A 16,327-nucleotide genomic window follows, 5' to 3' on the forward strand; every position below is an offset into this window, starting at 1 on the left:
TAATGGGAGGCTACCATGAAGAACCGTTTGCTCGTTGCCGCGCTCGCCGCGACCGCCATCACCCCCGCCGCCGTCCTGGCCCAGGACGGCCCCACCGTGGGCGTGAGCTGGTCCAACTTCCAGGAAGAGCGGTGGAAGACCGACGAGGCAGCCATTCAGTCCGCCCTCGAGGAAGCCGGTGCCGAGTACATATCGGCCGACGCGCAGTCGTCCTCCTCGAAGCAGCTCTCGGATATCGAATCGCTGATCAGCCAGGGCGCCGAGGTGCTCATCATCCTCGCGCAGGATACCCAGGCGATCATTCCCGCCGTTCAGCGCGCCGCCGATAACGGCATCCCCGTCATCGCCTATGACCGCCTGATCGAGGACGATCGTGCCTTCTACCTGACCTTCGACAACATCGAAGTCGGCCGGATGCAGGCCCGCGCCGTGCTCGAAGCGCAGCCCGAAGGCAACTACGTGATGATCAAGGGCTCGCCCACCGACCCGAACGCGGACTTCCTCCGCCAGGGTCAGCAGGAAGTCCTGCAGGACGCGATCGACGCCGGTGACATCACCATCGCCGGTGAAGCCTATACCGATCAGTGGCTGCCCGCGAACGCGCAGCGCAACATGGAACAGATCCTGACCGCCAACGACAACAACGTCGACGCGGTCGTCGCATCGAACGACGGCACCGCCGGCGGCGCGGTGGCCGCACTTTCGGCGCAAGGCCTCGACGGGATCCCCGTCTCGGGTCAGGATGCCGACTACGCCGCGCTGAACCGTATCGCGCAGGGTACGCAGACCGTCTCGGTCTGGAAGGACAGCCGCGATCTGGGCCGCCGCGCGGGCGAGATTGCCGTGAACCTTGCCGACGGAACCGAGCTTTCCGCAATCGAAGGGGCCGAAGAGTGGACATCGCCCGCTGGAACGACCCTTTGGGCCGAGTTCCTCGAGCCCGTTCCGGTGACGCAAGAGAACCTGAACGTTGTCGTCGATGCCGGATGGATCACCCAGGAAGAGCTGTGCCAGGGCGTCACCGACGGCCCGGCCCCCTGCAACTGATCCGCTGAAAATCCGCTCCGGCACGCTTTGCGCGTGCCGGGGCGTCCTTTTGCGCATCCCTCGGGGTGCGCCTGACGTTTTATCCTGAAGGGTGACCGTAATGGCCGATGCCAGTGCTTCCCCCGCCTCGTCGCAGCGCAAGAACATCCTCAAGACGATGGAGATCGACACCCGGCTGCTCGGCATGGTCGGCGCCTTCATCGTCGTCTGCGTGATGTTCAACCTGTTGACGGACGGGCGCTTTCTGACTCCCCGCAACATCTTCAACCTGACGATTCAGACCGTCTCAGTCGCGATCATGGCAACAGGCATGGTCTTCGTGATCGTCACCCGCCACATCGACCTCAGCGTCGGTTCGCTGCTTGCGACCTGCTCGGCCATGATGGCGATGACGCAGACCAGTTTCCTGCCAGCCATGGGCGTCGACTTCGGGAACCCGTTGATCGCGCCCGTCGCGATCATCGTCGGCATTGTCACAGGTGCCGTGATCGGCGCCTTCCAGGGCTGGCTGATCGGCTACCTCGCGATCCCGGCCTTCATCGTGACGCTCGGCGGCCTTCTGGTGTGGCGCAACGTCGCCTGGTACCTGACCAACGGCCAGACGATCGGTCCGCTCGACGAGACGTTCCAGCTTCTGGGCGGCATCGGCGGCACGCTCGGCACAACCGGCAGCTGGATCGTCGGCGTACTCGGAGTGATCGCAGCCTGCGTCGCGATCTGGTCGGCCCGTCATGCGCGCATCCACCACGAGTTTCCGGTCAAGCCCGTCTGGGCCGAGGGGCTTCTGATGGTCGTGGCCGCAGCCCTGATCCTGGGCTTCGTCGCGGTTCTGAACGCTTACGAAGTGCCAGCCCGTGTGCTCGAGCGGCAGTTCGAAGCCTCCGGCCAAGTCATGCCCGAGGGCTACGTTCAAGGCTACGGCGTCCCTTATTCGGTCCTTCTGCTGATCGCGGTCGCGGTCGTCATGACGATGATCGCCCGCAAGACGCGCCTCGGCCGCTATATCTTCGCGACCGGCGGCAACCCTGATGCGGCCGAGCTTTCGGGCATCAACACGCGCCTGCTGACGGTCAAGGTCTTCGCGATCATGGGCGTGCTCTGCGGACTCGCCGGCCTCGTGGCGTCGGCGCGCCTGTCGTTCCACTCGAACGACATTGGCACGCTGGACGAATTGCGCGTAATCGCCGCCGCCGTGATCGGGGGCACTGCGCTAGCGGGGGGGCTCGGCACGATCTACGGAGCGATCCTCGGCGCGCTGATCATGCAGTCGCTGCAGTCGGGCATGGCGATGGTCGGTGTGGATGCACCGTTCCAGAACATCGTCGTGGGCGCCGTGCTGGTCCTCGCCGTCCTCGTGGACATCCTCTACCGCAAAAAGACGGGAGCGAACTGATGATCGACCGCAGCGGAACTCCTCTCGTCGAATTGCGCGACATCTCGATCGCCTTCGGCGGCGTAAAGGCCGTCGATCACGTAAGCGTCGACCTGTACCCGGGCGAGGTCGTCGGTCTTCTGGGGCACAACGGCGCGGGCAAATCGACCCTCATCAAGTGCCTGTCGGGCGCTTACCGGCAGGACACGGGCGACGTTTTCGTCAATGGCGAGAAGGCCAATATCGCAAACCCCCGCGACGCCCGCGACTACAATATCGAGACGATCTATCAGACGCTCGCGCTGGCCGACAATCTCGACGCCGCCTCGAACCTGTTCCTGGGGCGCGAGTTGACGACGAGCTTCGGCTTCGTCGATGACGCCGCGATGGAAGCCGAGACGCGCAAGATCATGGGGCGGCTCAACCCCAACTTCCGCAAGTTCGGGTCACCTGTTAAGGCGCTTTCGGGCGGACAGCGGCAGTCGGTCGCAATCGCGCGCGCGGTCTACTTCCAGGCCAAGATCCTGATCATGGACGAGCCGACGGCCGCCCTCGGTCCACAGGAAACCCAGATGGTCGCCGAACTGATCCAGGAGCTGAAGAAGGACGGCCTCGGCATCTTCCTGATCGACCACGACGTGCACCAGGTGAAAGAGCTTTGCGACCGCGCCGCGGTGATGAAGAACGGCGAACTAGTTGGCGTCGTGGACGTCGATGATGTCACCACCGACGATCTGCTGGCGATGATCATCGCCGGGAAACGGCCCGAGCACCTGGCTGCCTGAGCGCCAACAAGACCCATGCCGTGCCCGTCGGATCCCACTCCGGCGGGCTTTTTCGTGCTCACCGAGTCTTCGCGGACGGGAGCCCGACGATGAAAATCCTACCCATTTTCAGCGAGGGATTAACCCGGACTTGGGGTCGGCGGTCTAGACGACTTGAGCGGGCGTTTGGCCTCCCGCGCGCGAACCGAGGAGCAGAAAGCGGTGTGGACCGGCAGACTGGCGGCTCTGGACAGCGTCGGCGATCGCGAGGACCTCGCGCTCGACGGCACGTTCGGCGTGAGCCATGCCCGGATTGGCGACCGCCTCTTCGTCTTCGCGGCTGGCGAGCGCGACGACGGGATCACGATCCTTGAACTCCTGCCGGACAACAGCCTGATCGCGGTGGGGAGCGTCTTCGACAGTCCGGAAGTGGCGCTGGATGACGTCAATCACTTCGCGACCATCTCGATCAACGGGCAGACGTTCCTCTATGCCGATGCGCAACAGGATCACGGGATCACGGTTTTCCGTGTCGAAGCCGACGGGACGCTCAGCCCGGTCCAGATCGTCTATGACGATCCCGAAACGACCCTAAGGGGAACGATCGGCGAGATGGCGATCGTTTCCATCGGGTCGGAAACGTATCTTCTCGCCACGGGCGAGGTCGATCACGGCGTCACCACCTTCCGCATCGACTCCCAGGGGCGTCTGTCTGCTGCGCACGCCGTGACGGACGACTTGTTCGGGCGGAACGCGAGCCTCGGGGGTGCGCGCGGCGTGACGACCGCGACGGTGGACGGGATCGAGTTTGCCATCGTCGCGGGGTTCCAGGAAAGCGGACTCGCCGTGTTCGAGATGGACGGGCAGGGGCAGCTGACACATCACTGGTCCACCTTCGATGCCATTTCGATGTATTTCGAACTGAACGGTGTCATCGACGTGGCAAGCGCTCAGATCGGTGATGCCACCTATGTTTTCGGAGCAGGCGCCTATGACGACGGGATCAGCGCTTTCCAATTGGGTGCCAACGGACGCCTGACCCTCGTGTGGTCCGTGTCCGATGGCGTCGGATCGTCCACGCTCAACGGAGCCGAAGTGCTCGAGACCTTCACGACCTCGGGGGAGACGTTCCTCGCCGTGGCGGCATACCAGGACAGCGCCGTCACCGTCTTCCATGTCGACGAAAACGGACGCATGACCGAGCTGACCACCTTGCGCGACACCGTAGCGACCAAATTTGCGGGTACGGCGGGGTTGTCGGTGGACGTTCACGAGGGCCGGGTACTCCTCTTTGCCGGAGGGTTGACGGATAACGGCATCTCGGCGCTGGAACTCGGGGGCGGCGACAACCTCCTGACCGGTACGGCCGCGGACGAGCTGTCCTTCGGGTTCGCCGGAAACGACAGGATCATAGGCTCTCCCGGCGCGGATACCATCGCGGGCGGCGTCGGGCACGACGTGCTCAGCTATGCGTCCTCCGGTGCTGGCGTGTCCGTTGACTTGGGCAAAGGAACCGGAAGCGGTGGCGATGCCGAGGGCGACGTCATCCGCGAGATCGAAGTCTTGGTCGGCTCGGCACATGGCGACATCCTGATCGGCGGGGCCGATTCCGACTGGTTGCTGGGCGAGGGAGGCGACGATTTTCTTTTCGCGGACGGATCCACGGGCCGGATGACGGCATCGGAGGTAAGCGCGCTTCTGGCTGGCAGCGCGATGCCGCAGGCATCGGCCGCCGCGTTCGACATTGAACTTTCACCGGAGCCCGATCCATTCTTCGGCCTTTGAAGACGGCGCGGCCCGAGAGGCCCCTAGCTGTCGGGCGGGATCAGGCCGAGGCCGCGCAGATAGATCCCGATGCCGCTCTCGAGCAGCTCTTCCGGCGGAAATGGTGCGTTCGTGCCGGGCGAGCCGCGGGCGAACAGCTCGACCACGCCGTGGCTCATCGCCCAGATGTGGCTGGCGAACATCGCGGGCGGCGGGCGCTTCTCGATCGGGATGTGCTCGGACAGGGCCGCGGCCGCGCGCTCCAGCACGCCGTTCGCCCGCTGGGCCACCTGGTGCAGGGCCGTTGAACGATTGGTCGAAATGCCGCTTTCGAACATCGCGACGTAGTGCCCCGGATGCTCACGCGCGAAGGCGAGATAGGCGCGCCCGGTCTCCGAGAACGCGCGCAGCGCCGAGGGCAGCCCGGAGCGATACGCAGCCTCGACCCGGTCGGCGAAGATCTCGTATCCCTGCCGGGCACATTCGGCGACGAGGTCCTCGCGACCGTCGAAATGGCGGTAGACGGCGGCGGGTGTCACGCCGGCCCGCTTGGCGGCCTCCGACAGGGTGAAGCCGGTCGGGCCCTTCTCTTCGATCAACCCGAGCGCCGCATCTACGAGCGCCTGCGCCAGATTGCCATGGTGATAGCCACGTTTGGTCATCGCGCGCGCAGGCCGCAGGCGGGCGAGATCCGGGGAAATTCGTGACAGGGCAGGGGCATCGTCGCGTTCCTTCGAGTCCGCCGAGACTAGGTCTCCGACCGTCTCAGCGCAATCCGGCGCGGGTGGCCGCGCGGTCGATGGCAGCAACGACCACCTCGGGGCGGACATGATGCGGCATGTGTCCGACACCCTCCAGCCGGGTGAGACGCGCGCCCGGGATCTGCTCGGCCAGCCGTTCCGAGTGGATGTGAATCGGGACGACGTCATCGGCGGTGCCGTGCACGATCTCGACCGGCAGCGTGAGGTCGGGATAGCGGCGGGACATCTCGACCACGTGGGGGCGCAGGCTTCGAACCTGCTGCGCGTTCGCCCGGAAAGAGGTGGCCCGCAGGGTCAGCCCGGCGCCGACATAGTCCTCGTACCCCTCGGGCGGCTCTTGCGGCGCGAAGATCGCGGCGATGGCCTGCTTGACGAAACGCCGCGGGACGAACGCCGAGATCAGCGGAACCATGGTGGCCCCGCCAAGGGACGTGCCGGCCAGCGTGTAGAGGGGCCCGAGTCCGCCGGGCCAGGGCTCCGTCGCGCCCGAAACTATTACCGCAGCGGCGGGATCGTGGTTCAGCGCCCAAGCCATGGCGACCGCGCCGCCGAAGGAATGGCCGACGACAACCTCATCCGAGACGCCCACCCGCTCGGCCGCGGCGTGAAGCAATGCCGCCTGCTCGGCCGGGCTTTCGGCGCGGGCGTCGAAGGAACCGGCATAGACGGGATCGGGGTCGGTATAGCCAAGGCCCGGCCGGTCGAAGACCGTGACGCGGTAGCGGTCCGACAACCGGTCCACGAAGTCGAAGGTCCAGTCCCGCACATTGCCGCTGGCCCCGTGGATCAGCACCAGGTCGGGCCCCGCACCGGACTGGACGTAGTGCACCTGGCGGCCGTCCACTTCGACGAACGAGCCAAGCGGCGGGTGGGTCGCCCGCGCCTCGGCGGCGCGCGTGTCGATGCGTCCGTCGATGACCGCACCGCACCCTGCCGCAGCGAGCAGGAGGATCGAGGCGCTAAGCGCCGATTTTCTGGATATCATAAGGTGTCGACTGGTAAATCTCGTTGATCCAGTTGCCATACAGAAGATGCGCATGGCTGCGCCAGCGGTTGAGCGGCCGCTGCGACGGATCGTCCTTGGGGTAATAGTTGCAGGGAACGGCAATGGGCACGCCGGCAGCGAGATCGCGGTCGAACTCTTCCTTCAGCGTACCGTCGTCATACTCGAAGTGGTTGAAGATATAGAGCGCCCGATGCGCCGGATCGTCCACCAGCGCCGGCCCCGCATCGTCCGACGTCAGAAGCGTTGTCAGACCCGGCGCACGCTCGATATCCTCCTGCCGCATCTCGGTCCACCGACTGACCGGCATCACGCAATCGTCCGAGAAGCCGCGCAGGTAGGGCGACGACGCATCGAGGTTGCGGTGCCGGTAGCAGCCGAACAGCTTCGCGGGCAGAAGGTGCTTCGGCACGCCGTGGAAATGGTGGATCATCGCCATGCCACCCCAGCAGACGCCGAAGGTCGAATGGACGTTCGTCTGGGTCCACGCCATGACCTCGCTGAGCTCGTCCCAATAGGTGACGTCCTCGAAGGCCAGGTGCTCGATCGGGGCGCCGGTGATGATGAGCCCGTCGAACTTCTCGTCCTTCACGTCCTGGAAGGGACGATAGAACGCCTCCATGTGCTCGGCGGCGGTGTTCCGTGTCTGATGCTCGGTCATGCGGATCAGCTGGAAGTCGATCTGCAGGGGGCCGGCCCCGATCAGGCGGGCGAACTGGTTCTCGGTCTGGATCTTCTTCGGCATGAGGTTCAGCAGCCCGATCCTCAGCGGTCGGATGTCCTGCCTCATGGCCTCGGCCTCGGCCATGACCTGGATGCCCTCGCGACGGAGGACCGAGAAGGCAGGCAGGTCGGAGGGCAGTTTGATGGGCATCGAAACCTCGACTTCGGGAACGCTGAAGATAAGGAGCGCCTCGCCCGACCTCAAGCCACGCGGCGATCGAGGGCGCGCGCGATCATGTCGTCGAAATCGGCGGGCGAGCGGACGGCCATGACCTCGTCGGCCGTGACCGTGACACCGCGACGGGCCATGCCGGCATAGCGTGGTTGGCGATGCGCAAGCGCGCGGGCATAGGTCCAGCGGATGAAGGCGTCGGGATCGACGGCCTCGGGCGCTTGCCCGGTCTCGGCCAGGTAGGCGGCCCAGGCATCCCGCAGGAACTCCGGCTGATAGTACATCGGCTTGGGAGCGCGGTCGAAGCGGCGCACCAGTTCGGCGGTATGGGCGTCGGTCCCCTTGATCCAGACGAGCAGGAGTGTGCCTTCGAGCTGCGCCAGCAACGGGTCGTCCGGATCGTCGGGATCGACCACCTCGCAGATTGAGCCGGAGGTGTCGCAGATGAAATTGTCGTAGCCGTAGATCTCGCGCGCCTTGTCGATGAACAACCCGGTGTCGCGCATTGCCAGTTGCTCGGCTTCGCGGTGCTGGGTCTGGCGGCGCATGTATTCGTCGAAGGGCAGCCCGCCCAGTGCGGGGTCGCCGGGTTTGCCGAGATAGGTCGACAGCGGTGCGAGGTTCTCGAAGGTGATGTTCGAACCGACATAGATCGAGTCCGACATCAGCAGCTCGCGCAGCAGCGGTACCTGCATGGCGTGGCGCTTGAAGTTGTCGGCGATATGTTCGCCCATGTAGCGGGTGCCGATCCGGTAATCGACCGAGTAGTGGAACCATTCTCCCGCGCCGCGCAGCATGGCCGAGAGGTAGGTCTTGCCGAGGCCCGACATGCCGAACAGCATGACGCGTTTATGCGGAGCAGCCCGCCAGTCGTTCGCAGTCTCGTAGATCATGGCCCGTCTCTAGCGGGGGATGTCGGACGCGAAAAGGCCCCGCGGTGGCGGGGCCCTCGTTTTCTAGGTGGCTCGGATCAGAAGCGGTAGCCGATCTGGAGCCCGAGGCCGACCGCGTGGTTGTCCGAGAAGTCGGCGCGTGCGGTATCCGGGGTGCCGGTCTCGGGCGAGGCGTCGCCCAGCGCCACGTAGCGGACTCCGCCCGCAACGGTGAAGCTGTCGGTGACATCGTAGCTCAGCCCGAGGCCGATAGAGCGTTGCCCGTTGGTCGGGGCGAGCGGCGACACGAGGTCGTCGTCCTCAGCCCGCTCGTAGCCAAAGGTCACCGATCCAGATAGACGGTCCGTCAGTGCGCGGCCAACGCCGATAGCCAGCGAGTAGCCGTCCGCGATCTCGGTCAGGCTGGTGCCGTCAATGCCCGGATCACTGTTTTCATCGAAGTACGGGGGGGCGACGGTGACATCTTCGTACCAGGCGTAGCGAATCTGCCCGAAGAGAAGCGTGCGCTGATTCAGACCGGTTTGGAAGTCGAGATTGATCGCCTGGGGCGTTGTGATCTCGGTGACCGAGGTCCGGATGCTGCCGCCGGGTGTTGTCTCGGTGGTGTCAAGTTCGTGCTCGATCTCAGAGAAGTAGGTGACCGCGACGCGCAACGCGATATCGGGCCGCTCGTATGCGGCGCCCACTGCGTAGCCCAACGCGTAATCGCGATCGAAGTCCGCGGTATAGCCCGAGAGAAACGGCCCATAGGCGAAGCCGCTGAGGCCGACACGCGCCTCGAGCCGTTGATAGCGAAGGCCACCGTGAACCGAAAAATTGTCATTGAATTCGTAGCGGCCCATCGCTGTCAGCGCCGAACTGTCGACGTCGGCATAGGTGCCGCCGAGGTTCGCGGAACCTTCCTCGGTCGGTGGAACAGGCAGGAATGGCGGGAATGGGGCCGGAAGCCCGCTGGGTGCGAAGCCGCCGCCATCACCGGGGTAGTTAATGTCGACGCCGTAGGGCTTATCAGCGATCAACGCGAAGGAGAGCTTCTCGGCGACCTGGAACTTAACGCCCGCGCCGAGCTGGTTGAAGTCCTCGCCAACGTCGTCGATCGCAGTGCCGCCAGCATAAAACGGAGCCAAAGCGCGATCCTCACCCTCGAGCGATGGGAACACCCGACCGAAGCTGAGCTCGAAATAGTTGCCGTCCTCGAACAGGATATCCACGGGCTGACCTGACCGGTCGAGCCCTACGGCCATCGCGGCGGAAGGGCAGAGCGCCAGGACAGCGGCGCCGGCGAGAAGCTTCTTCATGTGGATCTCCCCCTGAGATCAAAACTCGTTCCTGGGAAAAGGATTGATCGACGCGTCGGCCCGGGCAAATCGTGACGGGGCGTCACATCGCCGGCGCAACCAGAGGCGTCACCTATTTGTAACACTTCGCGGCCGCACATTCAGCCAGTTCGCCCCAAGGATCACTGCGCCGCCGGCGAGGATCCACGGATCCAGCGGCTCGGAATAGATGATCCAGCCGACCAGCGCGATCACGGGAAGTCGCAGGAAATCCATCGGCATAACGACCGATGCTGGGGCAAGGGAAAGAGCGGTGGTCAGGCAGTAATGCGCGGAGAGCCCGGCAACTCCGATCAGGACGAGCCAGGGCCAAGACATTGCCGAGGGCCAGGCGATCTCTGCGTCGATCCCGGCGCAGAACAACCCCAGGAAGATCTGGATCACCGTCAGCCAGAAGAGAATCGACACGACATTCTCGGTCCGCGTGAGGCGACGCGTGAAGAGGGCAGACCCCGCGAAACCAAGCGCGGCGAGCGCCGCGGCGACCTGGCCCGGACCGATGGAGACGACACCGGGCCGCGCGACGATCAGGATGCCGGCGAAGCCCAGCAAGGCGGCGATCAGGCGGGTGCGGGTCAGCCGCTCTCCCAGCACGAGTGGCGCGAAGAGGGCGACCCAAACAGGCGAGGTGAATTCAAGCGCAAAGACCTGCGCCAGCGGGATCGCCGTAATGGCGAAGAACCACAGGTTCTGCCCGCTGAAGTGAAACACGTTGCGGACGAGGTGAAGCCCCATGCGGCGTGCCCGGATGGAGCCCAACTTGCCCGCGAACCCTGCGACGGCGACTACCACCGCGATCCCGACCAGCGAGCGGTAGAGCATCAGCTCGAACGTATCGAGTTCGAACGACACGGCACGCCCGGCCACGGCCATCGTCGAGAAGCTGACGATCGCCCCCGACATCCAGCCTGCGGCCCGGCGTGCTTCCGAAGAGGGGAGATCGACCGGCAAACTCATGAATGCCGGTTACCAGAACGGCGGCCGGCGTCCAGCTGCCCTAGGAAAACGCGCCCTTCAGGGTTTCGATGTCCGGGTCGCTCGCGCGGGGTACGATCCGGTAGCCGGCATTCACCGCGCAGAACAAGGCGAAGCACAGCAGACCGAGCGACAGCAGACCAACGAGGATTTGCCCGTAGGGCTGACCGGAAAGCCACGAGAATACCTCTGCAAGTCCACCCGCGGATTGCGAGTTGTAAGCCCAGGCGGCGTAGAAGATGAAGAAACCGATCACGGTAACGACGAACCCTTGCGACAGCACGCCCAGCCGCAGCAGGCCGTCCCAACGCCGGGTGACCTCGTTGCTGCGAAGGTGCTTGCGATATTCGCGCTTGTAGGCCTTCTTGCCGTAGTAGAGCCCCGCCCCGATCGTCGCGAGCCCCATGGCGCCGAGGATCCAGCGCCCGCCGGGCCAGCCAAGGACCACCTCGGCGGCCTTCGAGATGCTGCTCTGGCCGTCGCCGCCGCTCGCCGTGAAGACAATCAGCAGCGCACCGATGCCGATGGCCAGATGGATCAGGCCAGTGACGCACATTCCGACGCGGGCGATCATGCCCTCGCCGTCGCTGCCATAGGTCTCCAGGTCCCAAATCGCGTCTACGAGGCGCCAAATCGCATAGGCAACCATTCCGACGAAGATGGCGAACAGCACCACCTTGCCGAAGGGCGCGCTTTCAAGCCGCGCGAAGGCGCTCGATGTTCCCTGGCCCTGGCCCCCATGCAGGATCGCCCAGAGCGAAATCCCCGCAACGACGATGTAGACAAGCGCACGTCCGGCATATCCTGTGCGCATGACCGGCACCGCCCAGTCGAAATCGCCCTGTCCCGCCATTTCCCATGTTCCTCCTTGTGACGGAGTCATAGCGCACGAGGCGGCCAGCCGTTCCCTACTCGGTGGCCAGGGTGATGACCGGCTCCATCCCTTCGAGCTCTTCGCGCGTCAGGTGGCACTTGATCTGGTGGGCGCTATCCGGACCGAAGCGGACCATGGGCGGCACCTCGACCTCGCACCTGCTGTCGGGGACCTGCGACTTCCACCGGCAGCGCGTCTGGAAGGGGCAACCCGGTGGCGGATCCATGGCCGAGGGCACGTCGCCCTCGAGGACGATGTGCTTCTTCGTGACCCGTGTGTCCGCGATGGGAACGGCCGACAGAAGCGCCTCGGTGTAGGGGTGGTAGGGCGGCGCGAAGACCTGTGCCGTGTCGCCGATCTCGACCACGTGGCCCAGGTACATGACCAGAACTCGGTCCGACAGGTAGCGCACGATCCCGAGGTCGTGGCTGATGAACAGCAGCGTGGTCTTCTCGTTGCGCTGAATCTCCATCAGCAGGTCCGCGACGGCTGCCTGGACGCTGACATCCAGCGCCGAGACAGGCTCGTCCGCGACCACGATGCGCGCGCCACCGGCAAAGGCGCGCGCGATGCCCACCCGCTGCTTCTGTCCGCCCGATAGCTGGCGCGGCATCCGATCGGCGAATTCGCGGGGCAGCTTCACGAGGTCCAGAAGGTCGAGCATCTTCTCGCGCCGCGCCGCTTCCGTCTTGCCGATCCTGAAGATCTCGAGCGCTCGCATGATCTGCCGCCCGACACTCATCGAGGGATTGAGCGTGTCGAACGGGTTCTGGAACACCATCTGAATGTCGGCCACGGTCGCGGTGTCCCGCTTCTGGATCGGGGTGTCGCCGATCTCGCGGTTGTCGAGGGTGACGTGCCCGTCCGTCGCCGTCTCGAGCCCCATGAGGACCTTGGCGAAGGTGGATTTGCCGCAGCCGGATTCGCCGACGATGGCCAGCGTCTCGCTTTCGCGGGCCTCGAAGGTCAGGCTTTCGTTGGCCTTCACCACCCGCGTCTCGCCGCCCTTGAAGAGCGAGGAGGCGTTGACATCGTAGTATTTCTTCAGCTCCTCCATCCGCAGGATCGTGTCGCCGATCTCGGTCTTTTGCGTCGCCACCTCGCCGATCTCCTGCCGGGACCAGTCGATCTCCTGAAAGCGCAGGCATCTGGTTTCGTGGCGGTTGGCGTCCGCCACGTCGAACATCGGAACCTCCTGCGCGTCACAGCGGCCGGCCTCGAAATAGTCGCAGCGGGGGCCGAAGTTGCAGCCCGGCGGGCGCTCGTGGGGCAGGGGGAAGTTACCCGGGATTGCCACCAGCGGCTTGGCGTTCTTGTCCGCGCCGGGCAGCGGGATCGAGCGGAAGAGGGCCTGCGTATAGGGGTGGCGCATCTTGTCGAAGACGTCCGCGATGTTGCCCGTCTCGACTGCCTCGCCGGAATACATGACGCAGAGCCGGTCGCAGGTTTCCAGCACGAGCCCCAGATTATGCGAGATGAACAGCATCGAGGTGCCGTATTTCCGGCCCAGATCCTTCACCAGGTCCACCACCGCGGCCTCGACGGTCACGTCGAGCGCCGTCGTCGGCTCGTCGAGGATCAGCAGCGACGGCTTCGACATCAGCGCCATGGCGATGACGATGCGCTGTTGCTGGCCGCCCGAAAGCTGGTGCGGGTAGGCTTTCATGATCCGTTCGGGGTCAGGCAATTTGACGTCATGCAGCACTTCAAGAGCGCGGGCGTGAGCCTTGTTCTTGCTGATCTTCTCGTGGATCAGCGGCACTTCCATCAGCTGCCGGCCCACCCGCATCGCGGGGTTCAGCGACGCCATCGGTTCCTGGTAGATCATCGCGATCTCGCGACCGCGGAGGGCGCGCAGTTCGGCGTCGGACATCTCGGCCATGTCGCGGCCCTTGAACTTCACGCGGCCACCGGTGATGCGGCCGTTGGCCCCCAGATCGCGCATGACCCCGAGCGCCACGGTGCTCTTCCCGCATCCGGATTCGCCGACGAGTCCCATCGCCTCGCCCGGCCGGACCGTGCAGGAGAAGTCCATCACCGCGGGGATCTCGCGCAGGCGGGTGAAGAACGAGATCGAGAGGTTCTCGATCTCGAGGATCGGCGGTTCGGGCGTCGGGTCAGTCACGCAGGCTCTCCTCTCGCAGGCCGTCCGCCAGCAGGTTCAGGCCCAGCACCAGGGAAAGAAGCGCCAGCGCCGGAGCGAGGGCCGGGTGCGGGTAGATCGCCAGAAGCCTGCGCCCGTCATTGATGGTCGAGCCCCAGTCCGGGCTTTCGGGCGGCAGGCCTAGGCCGAAGAAGCCGAGCGTCCCCAGAAGGATCGTCGTGTAGCCGACGCGCAGGCAAAAATCGACGATCAGCGGGCCGCGGGCGTTCGGCAGGATCTCCCACAACATGATGTACCACGCCCCCTCGCCGCGGGTCTGGGCGGCGGCAACGTAGTCCCGCGTCCTGGTGTCGAGCGCGAGGCCCCGGACAATGCGGAACACGGTGGGCGAATTCACGAACACCACCGAGACGAAGACGACGAGGATGCCGCCGGGGATGTCGAACAGGTCGAGCGACGGCGGCAGGATGTCAATCGCCCCGAACCGCTCGGAGATCAGCGACAGGTAGAGCCAGCCGAGCACCGCCACGACTCCGATCAGCAACGGCGTGCGCAGACGCGGCCGGGTGTGGAAGCGCGAGTTCAGCAGGATCGTGAAGAACGCGATGGGAAAGACGAACATCACGGCAGCCATGTAGCTGGGGATGCCGGTCGCCACGATTTCGGGCGTCACAAGCAGGTAGAACAGCAGGATGACCGGAAAAGCGAGGATCAGGTTCGCGAGGAAGGTCAGGACCGTGTCGAGGCGACCGCCGTGATAGGCGGCGGGAAGGCCGAGGGTGATGCCGACCATGAAGGCGAAGGCGGTGGCCAGCGGCGCGATCTGCACCACGACCAGCGCACCCGCGATCATGCGGCTGAACACGTCGCGGCCAAGGTTGTCGCCGCCGAGGAGGAAGTAGGGGTAGCTGCCTTCGGCGACCTCTCCGATCATCCGGGTGTAGGGGGTGCCGGGGGGTTCGTTCTTCATGGCGGCCGATTGCGCCAGCGGGTCGTGGGTTGCGATCAGGTCGAACGAGACGAAGAGCGCGGCGAACACCCAGAACATCACCAGCGCGAAGCCCGAAACACCGATGGTCGAGTCGAAGAGCTTGCCGTAGAGGCCAAGCCGCCGCCTGAAGGCGTAGGACAGGCCCAGCATCAGCGCGAGCGCGAGCCAGACGGGCACCAGCTGCCGTGACATTCCGCCGACGATCCCGGCGCCGTGGCCCAGCGCGGCGCCGCCGACGAGCAGCCCGCCCAGCACTGCCAGCGTGGCACAGAGCGTCCAGAGGGCGGCGGTGTCGATCAGCTCCAGCGGGCCGCGTGTGACGGACAGGGTGCCGTCAGCGTGGGTCGTGGCCTCGCCCGGCGCCAGGACGAACCCGCAGACGAGGCGCAGGACCGACAGGATCAGCAGCGCCGCGGCGGCAGTCCAGAGGACGGGCAGCAGGGGCGACAGTGCGCCGGTCCAGGTCAGGGGCTCCATCAACGCTCTCCGGTATGCATCAGGCGACCTTGATCCGCGGGTTCAGATACACGTAGCCGACATCCGACAGAAGCTGCGTCACCAGCACCACGAAGACCGACACGACCGAGACGCCCAGCAGTAGTTCGATGTCGTTGTTGGACGCGGCCTGTACCAGCGTCCAGCCGAAGCCCTTGTAGTTGAACAAGGTCTCGACGATCACCACGCCGTTCAGCAGCCACGGGAATTGCAGCATGATCACCGTGAAGGGCGCGATCAGCGCGTTTCTCAGCGCGTGTTTCAGCACCACGTTGCGGAAGCTTACCCCTTTGAGGCGCGCGGTGCGGATGTATTGCTGCTGCATGACCTCGGCCATGCTCGCGCGGGTCATCCGCGCAATGTAGCCCATCCCGAAGAGGGCGATGGTCACGACGGGCAGGAAGAAGTTCTCGAAGGTGGCGTTCTCCATTGCGCTCGTCGCGGTTCCCTTGAACCACTTGAGGCCGGTGGCAGAGGACGCGAACAGGGCGATGAAGATCACCCCCGAGACGTATTCGGGCGTCGCGGTGGACAGGATCGAGACCGAAGACAGCGTCCGGTCGGTCCGGCTGCCCTCGCGCATCCCTGCCAGCACTCCGATCAGCAGCGCCGCCGGCACCATCAGCAGCATCACCCAGAGCATCAGCTTGGCAGTCAGCCCGAGACGGATCGCGATGATCTCGCCGACCTCGCCGCGAAAGACGGTGGAATAGCCCCACTCGCCCTGCAGGACGCCGCAGAAGCGGGGCGCGCCGGGGGGCAGCGTGTCGGCCTCGCCGAAGCAGCGGCCGCGCAACGAGCCGTCAGGCTGCTCGACCACGAAGCCGGGCACGATGCCCAGCCACTCGCCGTACTTGGCGAAGAGGGGCCGGTCGTAGCCACGGTTGGCAAGCCACGTGTCGACCTGCTCGTCGCTCATGCGGACGTTGCCTTGCGTCTTGGCCAGCTTCTCGAGGTTGGGCCCGAGATTGGTCAGGAAGAAGACCACGAAGGTCAGGCTAAGCGCGGTGGCGATCATTACGGCCACGCGGCGGAGGATGAACGCGGTCATC

Annotated in this window: 14 protein-coding genes; 4 read left to right on the top strand and 10 right to left on the bottom strand. The window is 65.3% G+C overall.

Annotated features, from left to right (window positions below):
• Positions 1–15 precede the first annotated feature (15 nt).
• From xylF to PAM7066_RS00420, 4 genes are all read left to right on the top strand, one after another.
• Positions 16–1,047, top strand: coding sequence for a D-xylose ABC transporter substrate-binding protein (gene xylF, locus PAM7066_RS00405; protein WP_085852150.1), 1,032 nt, complete (start codon positions 16–18; stop codon positions 1,045–1,047).
• Between the two features lie 100 nt (positions 1,048–1,147).
• Positions 1,148–2,440, top strand: a complete 1,293-nt coding sequence (locus PAM7066_RS00410; protein WP_085852151.1) for a sugar ABC transporter permease — start codon at positions 1,148–1,150, stop codon at positions 2,438–2,440.
• Positions 2,440–3,204, top strand: a complete 765-nt coding sequence (locus tag PAM7066_RS00415; RefSeq protein ID WP_085852152.1) for an ATP-binding cassette domain-containing protein — start codon at positions 2,440–2,442, stop codon at positions 3,202–3,204. The genes PAM7066_RS00410 and PAM7066_RS00415 overlap by 1 nt, the downstream gene beginning before the upstream one ends.
• A 201-nt stretch (positions 3,205–3,405) precedes the next feature.
• A complete protein-coding gene (locus tag PAM7066_RS00420) occupies positions 3,406–4,968 on the top strand; it encodes a calcium-binding protein (protein WP_139214920.1) in 1,563 nt (520 codons plus the stop codon).
• 23 nt (positions 4,969–4,991) lie between these two features.
• Here PAM7066_RS00420 and PAM7066_RS00425 read toward each other — a convergent pair whose 3' ends face one another.
• From PAM7066_RS00425 to PAM7066_RS00470, 10 genes are all read right to left on the bottom strand, one after another.
• A complete protein-coding gene (locus PAM7066_RS00425; protein WP_085852154.1) occupies positions 4,992–5,609 on the bottom strand; it encodes a TetR/AcrR family transcriptional regulator in 618 nt (205 codons plus the stop codon).
• Between the two features lie 103 nt (positions 5,610–5,712).
• Positions 5,713–6,693, bottom strand: coding sequence for an alpha/beta fold hydrolase (locus PAM7066_RS00430; RefSeq protein ID WP_085852155.1), 981 nt, complete (start codon positions 6,691–6,693; stop codon positions 5,713–5,715).
• Entirely contained in the window at positions 6,668–7,585 is a 918-nt protein-coding gene (metA, locus tag PAM7066_RS00435) for a homoserine O-acetyltransferase MetA (RefSeq protein ID WP_085852759.1), read from the bottom strand. The genes PAM7066_RS00430 and metA overlap by 26 nt, the downstream gene beginning before the upstream one ends.
• A 50-nt stretch (positions 7,586–7,635) precedes the next feature.
• Positions 7,636–8,499, bottom strand: coding sequence for an ATPase (locus tag PAM7066_RS00440; RefSeq protein WP_085852156.1), 864 nt, complete (start codon positions 8,497–8,499; stop codon positions 7,636–7,638).
• Positions 8,500–8,576: 77 nt separating this feature from the next.
• On the bottom strand, positions 8,577–9,797 hold the full coding sequence (locus tag PAM7066_RS00445; RefSeq protein WP_085852157.1) for an OmpP1/FadL family transporter: 1,221 nt from the start codon (positions 9,795–9,797) through the stop codon (positions 8,577–8,579).
• Between the two features lie 108 nt (positions 9,798–9,905).
• Positions 9,906–10,793, bottom strand: coding sequence for a DMT family transporter (locus PAM7066_RS00450; protein ID WP_085852158.1), 888 nt, complete (start codon positions 10,791–10,793; stop codon positions 9,906–9,908).
• 40 nt (positions 10,794–10,833) lie between these two features.
• Complete coding sequence (locus PAM7066_RS00455) at positions 10,834–11,664, bottom strand: DUF1206 domain-containing protein (protein ID WP_085852159.1); 831 nt, start codon at positions 11,662–11,664, stop codon at positions 10,834–10,836.
• Between the two features lie 55 nt (positions 11,665–11,719).
• A complete protein-coding gene (locus PAM7066_RS00460) occupies positions 11,720–13,810 on the bottom strand; it encodes a dipeptide ABC transporter ATP-binding protein (RefSeq protein ID WP_085852160.1) in 2,091 nt (696 codons plus the stop codon).
• On the bottom strand, positions 13,803–15,257 hold the full coding sequence (locus tag PAM7066_RS00465; RefSeq protein ID WP_085852161.1) for an ABC transporter permease: 1,455 nt from the start codon (positions 15,255–15,257) through the stop codon (positions 13,803–13,805). Before PAM7066_RS00465 ends, PAM7066_RS00460 begins: the two co-directional genes overlap by 8 nt.
• Before the next feature lie 19 nt (positions 15,258–15,276).
• Positions 15,277–16,326, bottom strand: a complete 1,050-nt coding sequence (locus tag PAM7066_RS00470) for an ABC transporter permease (RefSeq protein WP_085852162.1) — start codon at positions 16,324–16,326, stop codon at positions 15,277–15,279.
• Between the last annotated feature and the right edge of the window lies 1 nt (position 16,327).

The sequence above is a fragment of the Palleronia marisminoris genome (assembly GCF_900172315.1).
In the GTDB taxonomy this organism is placed as follows: domain Bacteria; phylum Pseudomonadota; class Alphaproteobacteria; order Rhodobacterales; family Rhodobacteraceae; genus Palleronia; species Palleronia marisminoris.